Origin of the sequence: Bradyrhizobium sp. HKCCYLS2038, assembly GCF_051167655.1 — a bacterium.
Taxonomy (GTDB): Bacteria; Pseudomonadota; Alphaproteobacteria; order Rhizobiales; family Xanthobacteraceae; genus Bradyrhizobium.
This window is the reverse complement of the sequence record NZ_JBNPTM010000005.1, coordinates 117,505-134,579: the sequence shown is the minus strand read 5'-3', so window position 1 is coordinate 134,579 and position 17,075 is coordinate 117,505. Positions and strand designations below refer to the sequence as shown.

The 17,075-nt window shown below is 65.9% G+C and carries 11 protein-coding genes; all 11 read left to right on the top strand.

Going from position 1 to position 17,075, the window contains the following annotated elements; translation table 11 throughout:
• Positions 1-25: 25 nt before the first annotated feature.
• The 11 genes from ACQR1I_RS22560 (at position 26) to ACQR1I_RS22510 (ending at position 16,947) form a co-directional block, all read left to right on the top strand.
• The gene (locus ACQR1I_RS22560) at positions 26-1,402 is read left to right on the top strand and encodes an ATP-binding protein (RefSeq protein WP_434868411.1); all 1,377 of its coding nucleotides are present in this window, start codon (positions 26-28) and stop codon (positions 1,400-1,402) included.
• A gap of 109 nt (positions 1,403-1,511) precedes the next feature.
• Entirely contained in the window at positions 1,512-2,972 is a 1,461-nt protein-coding gene (locus ACQR1I_RS22555; RefSeq protein ID WP_434868412.1) for a hypothetical protein, read from the top strand.
• A 109-nt stretch (positions 2,973-3,081) separates the two neighbouring features.
• On the top strand, positions 3,082-3,351 hold the full coding sequence (locus ACQR1I_RS22550) for a hypothetical protein (RefSeq protein ID WP_434868413.1): 270 nt from the start codon (positions 3,082-3,084) through the stop codon (positions 3,349-3,351).
• 137 nt (positions 3,352-3,488) lie between these two features.
• Positions 3,489-4,589, top strand: coding sequence for a c-type cytochrome biogenesis protein CcmI (ccmI, locus tag ACQR1I_RS22545; RefSeq protein WP_434868414.1), 1,101 nt, complete (start codon positions 3,489-3,491; stop codon positions 4,587-4,589).
• Between the two features lie 34 nt (positions 4,590-4,623).
• A complete protein-coding gene (gene ccmE / locus ACQR1I_RS22540; protein ID WP_434868415.1) occupies positions 4,624-5,139 on the top strand; it encodes a cytochrome c maturation protein CcmE in 516 nt (171 codons plus the stop codon).
• The gene (locus tag ACQR1I_RS22535) at positions 5,136-7,115 is read left to right on the top strand and encodes a heme lyase CcmF/NrfE family subunit (protein WP_434868416.1); all 1,980 of its coding nucleotides are present in this window, start codon (positions 5,136-5,138) and stop codon (positions 7,113-7,115) included. The genes ccmE and ACQR1I_RS22535 overlap by 4 nt, the downstream gene beginning before the upstream one ends.
• Before the next feature lie 5 nt (positions 7,116-7,120).
• Positions 7,121-7,609, top strand: coding sequence for a cytochrome c-type biogenesis protein (locus tag ACQR1I_RS22530; RefSeq protein ID WP_434868417.1), 489 nt, complete (start codon positions 7,121-7,123; stop codon positions 7,607-7,609).
• A 628-nt stretch (positions 7,610-8,237) separates the two neighbouring features.
• Complete coding sequence (locus ACQR1I_RS22525) at positions 8,238-9,581, top strand: methyl-accepting chemotaxis protein (protein WP_434868418.1); 1,344 nt, start codon at positions 8,238-8,240, stop codon at positions 9,579-9,581.
• Between the two features lie 495 nt (positions 9,582-10,076).
• Entirely contained in the window at positions 10,077-12,077 is a 2,001-nt protein-coding gene (locus ACQR1I_RS22520; protein ID WP_434868459.1) for a HAMP domain-containing methyl-accepting chemotaxis protein, read from the top strand.
• A 724-nt stretch (positions 12,078-12,801) separates the two neighbouring features.
• Complete coding sequence (locus ACQR1I_RS22515) at positions 12,802-14,079, top strand: PIN-like domain-containing protein (RefSeq protein WP_434868419.1); 1,278 nt, start codon at positions 12,802-12,804, stop codon at positions 14,077-14,079.
• 1,278 nt (positions 14,080-15,357) lie between these two features.
• Positions 15,358-16,947 carry a Do family serine endopeptidase gene (locus tag ACQR1I_RS22510; RefSeq protein ID WP_434868420.1) on the top strand — a complete coding sequence of 530 codons (1,590 nt, stop codon included), beginning with the start codon at positions 15,358-15,360 and terminating at the stop codon, positions 16,945-16,947.
• Positions 16,948-17,075 lie beyond the last annotated feature (128 nt).

Sequence of the window (17,075 nt, the reverse complement as noted above, 5' to 3'; positions counted from 1 at the left end):
CCGGCCGTTTCGCTAGTTTGCGGTGATGCGCCAGAGTTCACTTGCCACCCGGTTGTTCCTGTCCGCGACCGCGTGGCTCGTGGTCATTCTCGCCATCACCGGCATCGTGCTGTCGTCGGTCTATCGCAACGCGACCGAGCGCGCCTTCGACCGCCGGCTCAACCTGTATCTGCGCACCCTGATCGCCGAGGTCGCCACGCCCGACGATCCGCCGGACCGGCAATTCCAGTCGCTCGGCGAGCCCTTGTTCGAGCTGCCGCTGTCCGGCTGGTACTGGCAGATCACCCGCACCGACACCGAGAAGCCGGAGGTGCGGGCCTCGCGCTCGCTATGGGACAAGAAGCTGCCCAAGCTGGAAGAGCAGGGGATCGATCTGACCGCCGCCGGTATCCGGATCGGGTACGTGGACGGTCCTGAGAATCAGGACCTGCGCATGGTCGAGCGCCCGGTCGATCTCGGCTCCGACGGCAAATTCCTGGTCAGCGTTGCCGGCGATGCGTCGGAGATCTTCGACGAGACCCGCAGCTTCGATTATTACCTCGGCGGCACCTTTACCGCGCTCGGCATCGTGCTGCTGCTCACCACGCTGTTCCAGGTGCGCTACGGCCTGGCGCCGCTGAAGCGGATCTCGGAATCGATCGCCGACATCCGCTCCGGCCGGGCGGAGCGGCTGGAGGGCGAGTTTCCGGTCGAAATCGCGCCACTGGCGCGCGAGACCAACGCGCTGATCGATGCCAACCGCGAGATCGTCGAGCGCGCGCGCACCCACGTCGGCAATCTCGCCCACGCCATCAAGACGCCGCTCTCCGTCATCGTGAATGAAGCGACCACCCACGCGGCGGATCCGTTCGCGGCCAAGGTCATGGAGCAGGCCGACGTGATGCGCGACCAGGTCGCCCATCATCTCGAGCGGGCCCGGATCGCCGCCCGCGTGACGATCGTGTCGACAGTCACCGAAGTGGCGCCGGCGATCGAGGCGCTGCGCCGCACCATGGAAAAGATCTATCGCTCGCGCAGCATCGCCGTCGAGGCGACCGCCGATCCCGCCGCCCGCTTTCGCGGCGAGCGCCAGGATCTCGAGGAGATGGTCGGCAATCTGGTCGACAACGCCTGCAAATGGGCCACGTCGCGGGTCTCCGTCGAGGTCACGGTGCAGCCGCCGGCCCAGGCGGGGGCGACGCCCAGCTTGCGGATCGTCGTCGACGACGACGGCCGCGGCCTGTCGGCGGCCGAGCGGGCCCAGGTGCTGCGGCGCGGCCAGAGGCTCGACGAATCCAAGCCGGGCTCCGGCCTCGGGCTGTCGATCGTCAGCGACCTGGCCGCGCTCTATGGCGGCCGCCTGACCCTGGGCGATGCGCCGGTCGGAGGGCTGCGGGCCGAGCTCACCTTGCCCGGCGTTTGACGGATTGCGAAGTTCGCCATCCTAAAGGTGTTCTTAATACCGCAGACCCTATGGTTGCGGCAGGGGTGCGCGATGTGCGCTCTCGCCGTGGAAATTTGCACGCCGGCGCATGAGTCAGACAGCTCACGAGCGATTGAGGGACTATCTCGGGCAGCTGCCGCCAAGCGCGCAGTCGCTCCTGATGCGCGAGTTCGAGCGCGCCATCGAGCGTGGCCAGGACGTCGCCGTGGCCACCATGGTGCTCGAGCAATTGCGCAAGGTGGTTCGTCCGGCCGCGCCTCCGGCGCCTGCGCCTGAGCCGGCTCGTCCGCAACCCGCCGCCGAGGCTGCGCGTCCTCAGCCTCGCGAGGAGCGCCGCCAGAGCGGCGATGGCCCGCGCCGGCTGTTCCGGCCGCTCGAGCCGTTCCTCACCGATTCCACCGGTCCGCTGCGTCCCGGCCAGATCCGTCGCGCCTCGCTGCTGGCCGTCTGGCAGTGGCTCGGCCGCGACGGCGCACCCGAGCGCTACAGTGAGTTCGAGGCCGCGATGTCGGCCTCCGCCGAAACGTCGCGCGAGGTCGAGGTGGCCGCGCGCAAGCTGCAGCTCGCGGCGGCCGAGGAGCTGATGAAGCTGGTCGGCCCCAATGCAACCGGCGACCGCCAGCGCGCGCTCGCCCGCATCGGCGCGCCGAGCGTGATCGAGGACCTGCTGCCGATCGCACTGATTTTGCAGAATCGCGAGGCGCTCGACGGCCTCAACGGGCGGCTGCCCAGCATCATCCGCGTGCTCGGCGATTCCCAGATCGCCTCCGTCACCGACGCCATCAACGTGCCGTCGCTGCAGACGCCGCTGATGCTGCCCTTCGCGCTGTCGATGGTGATGCAGCGGCTTGCCGCGCCCTGGCAGATCATCCGCCTTGCCACCAAGATCGCCGCCTCCGACGACGAGATCCGGGTGGCGGCGACGCCGTTCGGCGTCGCGGTGACCATCGCGCTGAACGATCTCGCCAGCCTCGCCGCGACCTTGCGTGCCGACATCAGGCGCGGGCATTTCGCCAATCTCGCCGATACGCTGAAATCGCTGCACGACGGCGCCCGCGGCCTGCGCACCGAACTCGACCTGCGCTCCGAATCGAACTGGGGCAAGCAGCTCACCGCGATCCGTGCCGACATCTCCAATGCGTTGCAATCTGAGATTGATGGCGTGCCGGGCCGGGCGCGGCGCATCCTGCGCCAGCGCGCCGACAAGGACATTCCCGCCGGCGCCGGCGTCGACGGCGGCGAGGTCGAGGAGGTGGCGGCGCTGATCGAGTTCGTCGCAGTGTGCCGCAACTACGCCAGCGAGCTCGCCATCAATGAGGTGACGCTGCGCACCTACACCGACCTGCAGCAATATGTCGAGAAGGCCACCGAAGCGCTTGTTCAGTCGCTGCGTTCGGGTGACGCACGGGCGCGCGCCTATCGGCAGTCGCAGGTGTCGGCGGCGATCCGCTTCTGCCACGTCCTGTTCGGCAACGACTACGCCCAATTGATGAGCCGCGCGGCCGAGAATGCATTGAATGGCGAGCGAAAATCGTCGCGCGCCGGCTGATCCGTTCGTTATCCTGCAAACGTTTTTCCTCGTTCAATTTTAGGTTGACCACAGGCCGTAGCCACGCATAGGTTCCCGTCGTCCAGTCCATATCTTTTTCTCAAGTGCAATGATTTCCATCATCAACTTTATCGAAGTCGAGAATCGCGTCGTGCGCGCGACCTATCGCAACCTCATGATCAAGGCCAAGGTCGTGATCGTGGACCGGACGAGCGGCGCGCCGCTCGAAGATCCCGTCACCACCATTTCCTCGCCGGTCCCGGTCGGCTCGCTGCGGATCCGGCTGACCGACGCCGTCAGGCCGGGCACCTATTTCCTGATGGCCCTCAACGGGCACGGCAGCTACCTCGCCAAGAGCGCCGATTTCGAGGTGCCGTAATTACGTAATCGTCCTGAGTTTTTTGCCCGGCAGGGCTGGGGTACCAGGGTGGCAATTGTGAATTGCCGCCGGGAACGGTGCTGGTTAAAAGCGGCGCAACGAGCGCCCGCCGGTGGGCGCTGCTGGAACTCTGCCTGATGACGCTCTGGTTCGTGTTCGCCGTGATGACGGCCGCGGCGATCTTCGCCGTCCTGCTGCCGCTCGGGCTGGGCGCGCGCAACGGCTCCGATGGCCGCGAGGTCGTGGTCTACAAGGACCAACTGGCCGAGATCGAACGCGATGTCGAGACCGGGCTGATCGGCAAGGTCGAGGCGGAGGCGGCGCGGGTCGAGATCGGCCGGCGGCTGCTGGCCGCTGCCGACCAGGAAAGCGAGGTCGCGGCCAAGCCGAGCCTCGGCCTGCGGCGCGTCGCGGCGGTGCTGGCTCTGATCGGCGTGCCCCTGGTGGCGCTCGCGGTCTATCTGCCGCTCGGCTCGCCGCAACTGCCTGACTTTCCGCTGACCGCCCGCGCCAAGCCGGCCGACGGCTCGCAGCCGCTGGAGACCCTGGTGTCGCAGGTCGAGCAGCATCTGCAGAAGAACCCGACCGACGGCCGCGGCTGGACGGTGCTCGCCCCGGTCCTGGCGCGGCTCGGCCGCACCGAGGACGCCATCCGCGCCTATCGCAACATGATCACCTATGCCGGCGACGGCGCCGCCAAGCGCGCCGATCTCGGCGAGATGATCGCGACTGCCGCGGGCGGGGTGGTCACCGCCGAGGCCAAGGCCGAGTTCGAGCGCGGCCATGCGCTCGACGCCGAGGAGCCGAAGTCCAACTATTATCTCGGGCTCGCGGCCGAGCAGGACGGCCGCAAGGACGATGCCGCCAACATCTGGCGCGGGATGCTGAGCAAGGGCTCGCCTGACGCGCCGTGGCGGCCGCTGGTCAGCGCCGCGCTCGCCCGCGTCGGCGGCGGCGAGGCCCCGGCGCTGCCGAGCGAGGCGATGGCCGCCGCCAAGGACATGAGTTCGGGCGACCGCGACGCGATGATCCGCGGCATGGTCGATCGGCTCGCCACGCGGCTGAAGCAGAATGGCGACGACGTCGAGGGCTGGCTGCGGCTGGTGCGCGCCTATGTCGTGATGGGTGATCTCGACAAGGCCAGATCGGCGTTGTCCGATGCGCGGCAGGCCGTGAAGGATGCCGAGCAGTTGCGCCAGCTCAACGAGGCGGTGAAGACGTTCGGGCTGGATGGTTGAGGCGCGGCGCGTCCGCCGCCAACGGGATGTTGTGATGACACGCAAGCAGAGGCGTTTGACGATCATCGGTGGTGCGCTGTTCGTGCTCGCGGTCGCAGCCGCGCTGGTGCTGAACGCGCTGCGCGACTCCATCGTGTTCTTCTCGACGCCGACCATGGTCGCCGAGAAGCACGTCGCGCCGGGTAAGCGCTTCCGGCTCGGCGGCCTGGTGCAGCCGGGCTCGCTGAAGAAGGGCGACGATCTCGCGGTCACGTTCGAGGTCGCCGATGGCGGCGCCAAGCTGCCGGTCGCCTACAAGGGCATTTTGCCGGACCTGTTCCGCGAAGGGCAGGGCGTCGTCGCCGAGGGCGCGCTCGATGCGTCCGGGGTGTTCAAGGCCGACACCGTGCTCGCCAAGCATGACGAGACCTACATGCCGAAGGAAGTCGCCGATTCCTTGAAGAAGCAGGGCCATTGGAAGGACGATTACGGCAAGCCAGGCGCCGCGAAGGCGGGGCCTGTATCGATGCGTGAGGGCGCCGAGAAGAGCGCTGCAGGAGCGACGCAGTGATTGCAGAGAGCGGACATTATGCCCTGGTGCTGGCGCTCGCGCTGGCGCTGATCCAGTCGACGGTGCCGATGCTGGGTGCCGCCCAGCGCGACGTCGCGCTGATGAATGTCGGCCGCTCCGCCGCGCTGGCGCAACTCGTGTTCGCCGGCCTCTCGTTCATCGCGCTGATCACCCTGCACGTGACCTCGGACTTCTCCGTTGCCAACGTGTTCGAGAACTCGCACTCGATGAAGCCGCTGCTCTACAAGATCACCGGCGTGTGGGGCAATCATGAAGGCTCGATGCTGCTGTGGGTGTCGATCCTGGCGCTGTTCGGCGCGATGGTTGCGCTGTTCGGCAACAATCTGCCGCGGTCGCTGCGGGCTCGCGTGCTGTCGGTGCAGGCCTGGGTCGCGAGCGCGTTCTATCTGTTCATCCTGACCACCTCGAACCCGTTTGCGCGCCTCGCCACGCCGCCGATCGAGGGTCGCGACCTCAATCCGGTGCTGCAGGACATTGGGCTGGCCGTGCATCCGCCGATGCTCTATCTCGGCTATGTCGGCTTCTCGATCTCGTTCTCGTTCGCCATCGCAGCGCTGATCGAAGGCCGCATCGATGCGGCCTGGGCGCGCTGGGTGCGGCCTTGGACCTTGATGGCGTGGATCTTCCTGACGCTCGGCATCGCCATGGGTTCGTACTGGGCGTATTACGAGCTCGGCTGGGGCGGCTGGTGGTTCTGGGACCCGGTCGAGAACGCCTCGCTGATGCCCTGGCTCGCCGGCACCGCGCTGCTGCACTCCGCGCTGGTCATGGAGAAGCGCAACGCGCTCAAGGTCTGGACCATTCTTCTTTCGATCCTGACCTTCTCGCTGTCGCTGCTCGGCACCTTCCTGGTGCGCTCCGGCGTCATCACCTCGGTGCATGCGTTCGCCAGCGATCCGACGCGCGGCGTGTTCATTCTCGGCATCCTCGTGCTGTTCATCGGCGGCAGCCTGACCTTGTTCGCCGGCCGCGCCACCGCGCTGAAGCAGGGCGGGCTGTTCGCGCCGATCTCGCGCGAGGGCGCGCTGGTGCTGAACAATCTGCTGCTCACCGTGTCCTGCGCCACCGTGCTGTTCGGCACGTTGTATCCGGTGATCATGGAAGCGCTCGACTTCAAGCTCTCGGTCGGTGCGCCCTTCTACAATCTCACCTTCGGTCCGTTGTTCGCGCTGCTGCTCCTGATGGTGCCGTTCGGTCCGATGCTGGCGTGGAAGCGCGGCGATCTGGTCGCTGCGATGCAGCGGCTGCTCGCGGCCGGCGTCGTCGCGCTGGTGGCGATCGCGATCGCCTGGGCCTGGGCGCGCGGCGGCAGTGCGCTGGCGCCGCTCGGCATCGGCTTGGGCGTCTTCGTCATCGTCGGTGCCGTCGTCGATCTCGTCGAGCGCAGCGGCGTCACCCGCGTGCCGTTCAAGACCGCGCTGCACCGGACGCGCGGCCTGCCGCGCTCGGTGTGGGGCACGGCGTTCGCGCATGCCGGCCTTGGCGTTGCGCTGCTCGGCATCGTCTGCGAGACCACCTGGAACAGCGAGCTGATCTCGACGCTGCGCCCGGGCGACCTCCGCAACCTCGCCGGCTACCAGATCAAGTTCGACGGCATGACCCAGCGCCAGGGCCCGAACTTCAGCGAGGTCGTCAGCACCTTCATCATCAGCGAGGACGGCAGGCAGCTCGCGGTGATGACGCCGAGCAAGCGCAGCTTCTCGACCAGGGGCATGTCGACCACGGAAGCCGCGCTGCTGACGCGCGGCGTCAGCCAGCTCTACGTCTCGCTCGGCGATACCACCGCCGATGGCGGGCTGGCCGTGCGCATCTATCACAAGCCGCTGGTGCTGCTGATCTGGTTCGGCCCGGTGCTGATGGCGTTCGGCGGCCTGCTGTCGCTGTCGGATCGCCGCCTGCGCGTCGGCGCGCCGCGTCCGGCACGGGCGGCGCGCGCGCTGCAGCCGGCGGAGTAGGGCGGATGCGACGTACTCTCAGCTTCCTCGCGCTCGCGCTGCTGCTGTTGAGCGCGCCAGTCGCGCAGGCCGTGCAGCCCGACGAGGTGATGTCGGATACGACCAAGGAGCAGCGCGCCCGCGCGTTGTCGCGCGAATTGCGCTGCATGGTCTGCCAGAACCAGTCGATCGACGATTCCGACGCGCCGCTGGCGCGCGATCTGCGCCTGCTGGTGCGCGAGCGTCTCGCCGCCGGTGACAGCGACAATCAGGTGCTGGATTTCCTGGTCGCTCGTTACGGCCAGTTCGTGCTGCTGAAGCCGCGCTTCGAGCGCCAGACGCTAATGCTGTGGCTGTTGCCGCCGGTGCTGCTGCTCGGCGGCGGGCTGGCGCTGTGGCTGCAGGTCCGCCGCCGCGGCCAGCGCGGCGGAGAGGTTGCACCGAAGCTGACCGCGGAGGAAGAGGCGCGGCTGGCCGCGCTCATGGCGGCGGAGAAGCAGCCGCCGGCGGTTTGAAGAGCAAGTGTAGTTCGTTGCGGTGTTGCTCCTCTCCATGAACACGCGGCTTGTGGTCACGTGCAACTCCGGCTTCGGAGTTGGCCTCTCTTCCCGCTTCTCGATCTCTGGCCTTTTGATGATCTTGTTCGAAGCAGCCTGCAACCTCCGCACCGCTGTACGATGCAGTGCCCTCGCCCCTTGTGGGAGAGGGCATCGCCGGCTGATCCGCAGGCTCGGTAGGGTGAGGGGTTCTCTCCGCGAGCGCAATTCGTTGAAGCAGACCCCTCACCCGACCGAGATCGTTGCGCTATTGTCCATGCCCTCTCCCACAAGGGGCGAGGGCGCAGTCACGGCCATCGCACCCGCGGCAAGGTCGATCCGTTTTCCACTTCTCCATGACCGGGCCTCGCCCTTCGAGACGCGCGCCAAGTGGCGCGCTCCTCAGGGCGAGGGGTGAGAGCGGTTTGGCGACGCGTGTGAAGCGTCAACGGTCACGCAATCGACAACGCTTCCAACTCGCAACTCACGCCTCCGCAAAACCCCGTGCTCTCCCGTGGTCGGGACTACGCCATCGGCTTTCATCTTATTTTACCATTGTCTGAAAACGTGCTGACGACATTCCGTCTGACGCGTCCGGGCAAGCTTCATGTTCTCCAACAGCAATCTGACGATCCGCTTCCTCGTGGGAGGCGTCGTGGCGTCTCTGCTCCTGTTGCTGGCGATCGGCGGCGGCACCGGCTTCGTCGCGGTGCTGTATCTCAACAATCAGATCACCAGCCTGTCGTCGGACTTCGCGGCGCTGAGCGGGCCGGCGCGCGATCATGCGACCTTGATCTATCAGCAGGCGCAGTCGGCGTTCTCCTGGTTCCTGATCGCCTGCGTCGCGATCGCGGTGTTCGCCAGCGCGGTCTGCCTGATGACCTACGCCGCCGCGCAGAACGGCATCCTGCGGCCGCTCGCGGCGATGGTCCGCGCCATGCGCGACGTCGCCGACCAGAAATACGACACGCGCATTCCCGGCCTTGGCCTTAGCAACGAGATCGGCCAGCTCGCTGGCGCGCTCGAGGTGTTCAAGACCAACGGCATCGAGCGCCAGCGCCTGACGGAGCGCGAGCTGCAGGAGGCGCAGCGCCAGGGCGAGCGTTCGCGTTTTCTCGACGGCCGCATCCACAGCTTCAACGATCTCGTCGCCAGCGTCGTCGGCAGCGTCGCCGCGTCGGCCGTGCGGCTGAAGAGCAATGCGGAGACGCTGTCGCGCGCCGCCAATGATACGTCTGCGAAAGCGAACGCGGTCGAGGCCGCCGCCAACCACGCCAATCGCAGCGTGCAGACGGTGGCCGGCTCGGCCGAGGAGATGTCGAGCTCGATCGGCACCATCAGCCGCCGCGTCTCCGATGCCACGCAGCGCGCCGAGGGCGCGGCCTCGCAGGCCGAGAAGAGCAAGAACACCATCCATTCGCTGTCGGATGCCGCCGAGAAGATCGGCGCCGTGGTCCAGCTGGTGCAGGCGATCGCCTCGCAGACCAATTTGCTGGCGCTGAACGCCACTATCGAGGCCGCGCGCGCCGGCGAGGCGGGCCGGGGCTTCTCGGTGGTCGCCTCCGAGGTCAAGAACCTCGCCAACCAGACCAGCAAGGCGACCGACGAGATCTCGGCGCACGTCGCCAGCATCCAGGGCATCACCGCGGAGACCCGCGGCGCCATCGACGGCATCTCGACCACATTGAGCGAGATCAGCGCCATCATGTCCGGCATCGAAATCGACACCTCGCAGCAGCGCAACGCCACCCAGGACATCTCCAAGAGCGTCCAGGAAGCCGCCCGGGGCACCCTCGACGTCTCCAACCACATCGCCCAGATCACCTCGACATCAGCCGACACCGGCCGCCTCGCCACCGAGGCCCGCGACGCCGCGGGCGACCTGTCGCAGCAGGCCGAGACGCTGAAGCGCGAGGTCGACGCGTTCATCGTGAGCGTGAAGGCGAGCTGAGCTGCTGGGTAGAGTAGGGCGGATGAGCGGAGCGTGCTGCGCCGCTGTAGACCGCGATCAGGTGCGGCGCTGATCCGGGCCGCGAGACTGCCAGTGTGATGCGAGCGGCATCCACACTCTCCGGTGTCGTCCCTGCGAACGCAGGGACCCATAATCCCAGAGAGATGTTGTTGCGCCCGATGCCGGACGAGTGTCGCTTTTCCAACAGGCGTCCGGGATTATGGGTCCCTGCGTTCGCAGGGACGACAGCGGCGTGTGGAGCGGCCGCTCGCGCTACACTGGCGGGGCGGTCGCCCGCTCGCGCGAACGGCGTGTGACGAGGCCGCTCGCGGACCACCAGCACACCGCCGTTCGCGGTACTCTCTAACCCGCCATTAGCAAATATCACTCATCGTGCCCCGGCAGAGTCGTCGGCCGGGCGGCCGATGCTGCGCGGCAGGTGCGCGGCGATGGAACGCCCGTCTGCCGCGGTGGGGAAGTCGACGAGGAATCATGATGCGCTTGAAGATCAGGGGACGTCTCTACGCCGGCTTTGCGGCGCTCGTCGTGGTGGGCGCTGTGATGGCGGCCATGGCGGTATGGAACCTGTGGGCCGTGCGCGACCAGGTCGCCAGCATGTCGGCGCTGTCGGACGCGACCGCGCGCATCCTGCAGATCTCCAACCATCTCCAGGCGATCCAGCGCGCCAATCTGCGCTACATCCACGATTCCAACGAGCCGGCCCTCAAGGAGGCCGCCGACCGCGAGGCCGCCGCGACCGAGCTGCTGCAGGCGGCGACCAAGGGCCCGCTCTCGGCGGAGCGGCGCAAGCTCTACGACGATCTGCTCGCCGGCATCGCCCAGATGCGCACCCAGCGTGATCAGCTGCAGGAGGCCGTCAAGCAGATGAAGAGCGGCCGCGCCGCACTGCTGCCGGGCGGCGAGGACCTCGCCGCCAAGACCGCAAAGCTCTCGATATCAGCGCGCATCTCGAAGGAGCCCGAGGTGATGACCGCGGTCGCCGACATCGAGAACCGGCTGCAACTCGTCCGCATCGCGACCTGGCGCTTCCTGGCGCTGCGCGACACCAAGTCCGCCTCCGCCTTCCGCGCCGGCGTCGACAATGTCGAGCAGCGGCTGGCGACGCTGGAGGGCAATTCGCCGCCGGCCAGCGTGGTGGCGGCGATCGCGCCGGTGAAGGCCTCGCTCGACGTCAACAAACAGGCGTTCGAAGCCACCGCCGCCGCGGCGCTCAAGTCCGAGGACATCTATGCCAATGCGATCGAGCCGCTGATCGCCAAGAGCGTCGAGACCCTCAAGACCGCCGAGACCAGCGTGAACGCCGAGTATCACGCCTCGCGCACGACCGCCGAGAGCGCCATCGGCAGCACCATCTCGCTGCAGATGCAGGTCGGCGCGGCCGTCGTGCTGTTCGGCTGCATCGTCGCGTTCTTCATCGCGCGCGGCATCGTCGGTCCGCTGGCGTCGATGACGCAGGCGATGGGCCGGCTCGCCAGCGGCGACGTCACTGTGGAGATCCCCGGCCGCGGCAACCGCGACGAGATCGGCGCCATGGCCAAGGCGATCCAGGTGTTCAAGGAGAACATGGTCGAGACCGAGCGCCTGCGCGGCGAGCATGCCGACGCCGAGGCGCGGCGCGAGCACGAGCGCAAGGCGGACATGGCCAGGCTCGCGCACCAGTTCGAGCACGCCGTCGGCGAGATCATCGATGCGGTGTCGCGGGCCTCGAGCGAGCTCGAAGCCTCCGCCGGCACGCTGACCAGCACCGCCGCGCGCGGCCAGGACCTGTCGACCGAGGTCGCCGCCGCCTCGCAGGAAGCGTCGTCCAACGTCCAGACGGTGGCCTCCGCCGCCGAGGAGCTGTCGTCCTCGGTCAGCGAGATCTCGCGCCAGGTGCAGGAATCCGCCCGCATCGCCAGCGAGGCCGTGGCGCAGGCCAACCGCACCAATGAGCGCGTCGGCACCTTGTCGAAGGCCGCCACGCGGATCGGCGACGTGCTCGAGCTGATCTCCTCGATCGCCGGCCAGACCAACCTGCTGGCGCTCAACGCCACCATCGAGGCCGCCCGCGCCGGCGAAGCCGGCCGCGGCTTCGCGGTGGTCGCCGCCGAGGTCAAGGCGCTGGCCGAGCAGACCGCGAAAGCCACCGGCGAGATCGCCCAGCAGGTCTCCGGCATCCAGGCCGCCACCGAGGAGTCGGTCGGCTCGATCAAGGAGATCGGCAGCACCATCGGCCGCCTCTCCGAAATCTCCGCCGCCGTCTCCGCCGCCGTGGAAGAGCAGGGCGCCGCCACGCAAGAGATCTCCCGCAACGTCCAGCACGCCGCCAACGGCACCCAGCGCGTCTCCCGCAACATCGACGACGTCCAGCGCGGCGCATCGGAGACGGGCTCGGCGTCGGCGCAAGTGCTGACCGCGGCCAGGTCGCTGTCGGCGGAGAGCGGACGGCTGAAGCGCGAGGTGAGCCGCTTCTTGGGCTCGCTGCAGGCGGCGTGACGCCCGGCTCTCGCAGTTCGACGATCGAAGTGGCGCGCTCATCCGCCTCCACATCGTCATGGCCGGGCTCGTCCCGGCCATCCTCGTCGCCCGGCGCGCTGAGCACGACGTGGATGCCCGGGACAAGCCCGGGCATGACGGAGTAACTAACTGCTAGTTCTTGCGCTCGCTGCAGGCGGCGTGACGAGAGCTCGTCTCGCGCATCGATCCCGACCGCGTAGGGCGGATTAGCGCAGCGTAATCCGCCATCCCCACCCAACAAACAGCGGCGGCTTACGCCTCCGGCTAAGCCGCGCTACGCACCGCCGCTGCCGCCGCGAAAGCCGTCACACTCAGCCCTCCGCTGTCGTCCCGGACAAGCGTGCGCAGCACGCGCCGATCCGGGGCCCATAACCCCAGGCGGATGTGATTGGCGGGATGCCGGACCAGTCTTTTCTCACAACGACCGCCGCGGAGTATGGGTCCCTGCGTTCGCAGGGACGACAGCGGAGTTTGTGGCGGCCGCTCGCGTCGCGCCGGGCGGATTCGGAGGCCATGCTGCCGGCTGAACCCCGGTGTCGCTTCACTCATCCGGGCTACGCGCTGCGCTCTTTCGGCGAAGCTTATCCACGGTAGCTGTTTCGAATAATCGTTTGTTAGGCGATAAATCCAATTGACCATCTGCGCGAAGTGACAACAATGGAAATCTATCAAAGGTTGATATTGTGTAGTTGAGGGTCTATGGATGCGCGAAAGATTTCCTGGATATTATACTCCCAGCCCCGATGAGTTTAGTAAGTTGTGGCAGGAGTGTCTCTTTTTGCCAGACGCTAACATCCTGCTTCATCTTTTTCGGTATGGAGCAAATACTACGGCTCAAGTGCTGGATGTTTTCGAACGTCTCAAGCCACGGGTTTGGGTTCCTTATCGGGTAGCATACGAGTTTCATCGCAGGTGGCGCGATGTGGATCAAGCCAATCGCGACTCTTACGACAAGCTTTCTAAGGAAATTGAAGCACTTGGCAGAAAGCTAAGTGGTCTTTTCGATGAGTATACGCGGCATCAGACGATCGACGCTCAAAAGGAGAAGGATGAAGTCGATAAGTTCGTAAAAGGGTTTGTTGATCGGATCGAGGCAAGTAGAGCTAAACATCCCAAGCTAGAAGATGCCTATGCGGTACTAAACAAACTCTCTGATCTAGTGGGCGATTCAGTGGGTGTAGGTCCCTCCGATGAGCAGTTTGCAAAGTTGGTCGAGGAGGGTAGGCGAAGGTTCGAAAAGTCAATCCCTCCTGGATTGCGTGACAATAAAAAAGAGGGAGGGGATGCATATGGAGATTATTTTATTTGGAAGGAGGCCTTGGACAGGGCGAAGAATCAGCAGAAGCCGATCATAATAATAACGGATGATGTTAAAGATGATTGGTGGTTAGAGTTTCGAGGTCAGAAGTTCGGGCCGCGACCAGAGCTCGTTGCGGAAATGTTGGCATACGCAGGTCAGCGTTTCTATCTATATACGCTGAGTCAGTTTCTCGACTACGCAACAACCTTCCTCCGACAAAAGATTGATCCGGCAGCTATCAAAGAAATCAAGCGCGACGAAGTTAATTTAAGAAAGGCTGCCGCTCAGTCTGTTGGAATTGTGCACAAAAAGCGGGCTTTCTCAGAGCTCAACTCATTGCTGATCCAGAATCGTAACTTCCTGCTCTATCGGTTGAAGATGGTGGACAATGAAATCGATGATTTGCTTTTATCAGAAGATCCCAGGTTCGAGGAAAAATCGAAAGCATTGATGCATGAAAAGTGGCGGCTGAAGAAGCAGCTCGATCGGGCGGAGCGCAATATTCGATTGGCGATAAAGTTTGAAGGATCGTCGGACGAGAATGTGCAAAGAACTAAAGTTGAGGGCGAAATCCTGGATGGAGACTTGCCTGCAACCGAAGCGCTGATTGAACAGGGGGTGGTTGGCGCAGGAGGTCTAAGTACGCCAACCGAGATTGAAGATGAGGCGGATGATGTCTGATTTTGTTGATTCTTATACCCGCGCTCCAGAGTAGGAGTGCTGGTTTCATTTGGTGAAAATGGAGATCTTCTATCTCAATATTTGGTCGGGAGTTTCCTGGAGTTGCGCTCCGCCGCTGGCCGGCTAAATCACCCAGAATTCTAGGCTACGCCAAGCCTTCCGAAAATCAAAAATCCTCTTGCCATCCACCCCAAATCACCCGTATCTTCCGCCGCGTTCCGTTCCACCGAGGGGGCGTATCGCGATCGTCACGGACGTCGGGATGGAATGCGATGGACGTGGGCTGCTGCAGCGGGGTTTTGCCTCGCCGACGAAACAGCGGAGCGCGGACGTGAAATCGTGTCGTCCTGGCCTCCCGGTGCCGAGGCCAAGCTGGTGGTGATGATCCGCCGGCGACGGGGTCAATCAGCCGGTCCCCGGGGAGAGCGCGTATAACCGTTAACACCATCGCGCAGGGAGGGCCGGGCGTGTTCGGCCAGACCTGTGGTTCTGCCGCCTGCATTTTTTTCCGCAGGCGGGCCACGGGCGCGGCCAGCGCCCGGCCTTCCCTGCGCCCTCGTTATCGAGGGGGCGAGTTCGACGGGCATGACTCGGGCGCGGGATGCGTCGCGGGGATGATGATGGTCGTCTCGTTGTGGTGTTTCTCCGAGGGCTGTTTGTCAGTGTGGATCGCGATAGTTGCTCCGGGCGTCATTGCGAGCGGAGCGAAGCAATCCAGGGTCCCGCCCACCACCCTGGATTGCTTCCGCCTTCGCCCGATGGGCTTCGGCGGACACGTCGCTTCGCTCGCAATGACGGAGTTCGGGGCGGGCAGCGTGCCTCACACTGCTGTCATCCTCCGCGGAGCTCCCGCATCTCGCTTCGCCCGTGCGGTTGCAGACGCCGCCGCGCTGGGTAGGGCGGATTAGCGCAGCGTAATCCGCCGGGGCTGGCTCGGTTGCGGACGGGGGCGGCGCGGTCGGATGCGGCACGGCGGGTTACGCCTGCGGCTAACCCGCCCTACGAGGGGCGGTTCGACTTTTGTCGGAGGGGCCGAAATGATGGCGATGGTCGGGCGTGCGGTGGTCTGGCAAGCGATTGAGATCATTCAATTTATCGCCTGCGGTCCACCGTCCGCGCCATTCCGCCGCAGTCTTTGCCACCGTGCATTACGGAAGTTTAACGCCGCAGCCAGCACGCCGTAAGGCGGCAAGTCCCATCTTCACTGACGAACGGGGCGAACAGCCCGGGACCCACAGAGTTTAGACCTTGACCAAAATCACTTGCGGAGAAAACCGTATGACCGACCGTCCGACCGACCTGTCCTCGCTTCCATCTTATCGTCAGCCCCGGCGGGGCCTGTTCTCGGCGCGCAAGTTTGCGCTGATGGCTTCCGTGGTCGCGGGCCTCGGCGTCGCCGCCTATGGCCTGGCGCCGCAGGGCGCGCCGCTCGATCTGTTCACGACCTCGGCGCATGCGCAGGTCGCCAACGAGGTCAGCAAGGTCGCGCGCCCGGTCGGCTTTGCCGACATCGTGGAGCGGGTGAAGCCGTCGGTGATTTCGGTCAAGGTCAACATCGCCGAGAAGGTCGCCAAGAACGACAATGACGACGACACGCCGTTCCAGCCGGGCTCGCCGATGGAGCGCTTCTTCCGCCGCTTCGGCGGTGAGAACGGCATTCCCGGCATGCCGGGCCGCGGCGGCCGCGGTGGCGGTCGCGCCGTGACCGGACAGGGCTCCGGCTTCTTCATCTCCGCCGACGGCTATGCCGTGACCAACAATCACGTGGTCGACGGCGCCGACAAGGTCGAGGTGACGACCGACGACGGCAAGACCTACAGCGCCAAGGTGATCGGCACCGATCAGCGCACGGATCTCGCGCTGATCAAGGTCGAGGGCTCTTCGAACTTCCCGTTCGCGAAACTCGCCGACGGCAAGCCGCGCATCGGCGACTGGGTGCTGGCGGTCGGCAACCCCTTCGGCCTCGGCGGCACGGTGACCGCGGGCATCGTCTCGGCCGTGGGCCGCGACATTGGCAACGGCCCGTATGACGATTTCATCCAGATCGACGCGCCCGTGAACAAGGGCAACTCGGGTGGCCCGGCGTTCGATGTCGACGGCAACGTGGTCGGCGTCAACACCGCGATCTACTCGCCGTCCGGCGGCAGCGTCGGCATCGCGTTCTCGATTCCCGCCTCGACGGTGAAGAGCGTGATCGCGCAGTTGAAGGACAACGGCTCGGTCAGCCGTGGCTGGATCGGCGTGCAGATCCAGCCGGTGACGCAGGACATCGCCGACAGCCTCGGCATGAAGAAAGCCGAGGGCGCGCTGGTCGCCGAGCCGCAGGCCAATGGCCCGGCGGCAAAGGCGGGCATCGTGTCCGGCGACGTCATCACCGCGGTCAATGGCGAGCCGGTGAAGGACGCGCGTGAGCTCGCCCGCACCATCGGCGGCATCGCGCCGGGCGCTGCGGTCAAGCTCAACGTGCTGTCGAAGGGCCAGGAGAAGACCATCAACCTGACGCTCGGCAAGCTGCCGAACACGGTCGAGGCCAAGGCCGACACCGGTGGTGACAACGACAACGCCAACCCGACCCGCGGCGCCGACGTGCCGAAGCTCGGCATGACCGTCGCTCCGGCGTCGAGCGTGGCCGGCGCCGGCAAGGATGGCGTCATCGTCACCCAGGTCGATCCGAAGAGCGCAGCAGCCGAGCGCGGCTTCAAGGAAGGCGACGTCATCCTCGAAGTCGCCGGCAAGTCGGTGGCCTCGGTCGGTGACGTGCGCGACGCGATCAACGCCGCGCGCAACGACAACAAGAACAGCGTGCTGATGCGGGTGAAGAGCGGCGGCCAGTCGCGCTTCGTCGCGGTGCCGCTGGCCAAGGGTTAACGCGTTCACGAGATGAAGGGTCGCCGTCATGTGCCCCCGCGTCGGCGGCTCTTCCTGGGAGTGGGCGAAAGTCCCGCTCCCTCACACCTTCCGTAGGAACAACGCCCCCCTCCGTCGGAAGGAACTCG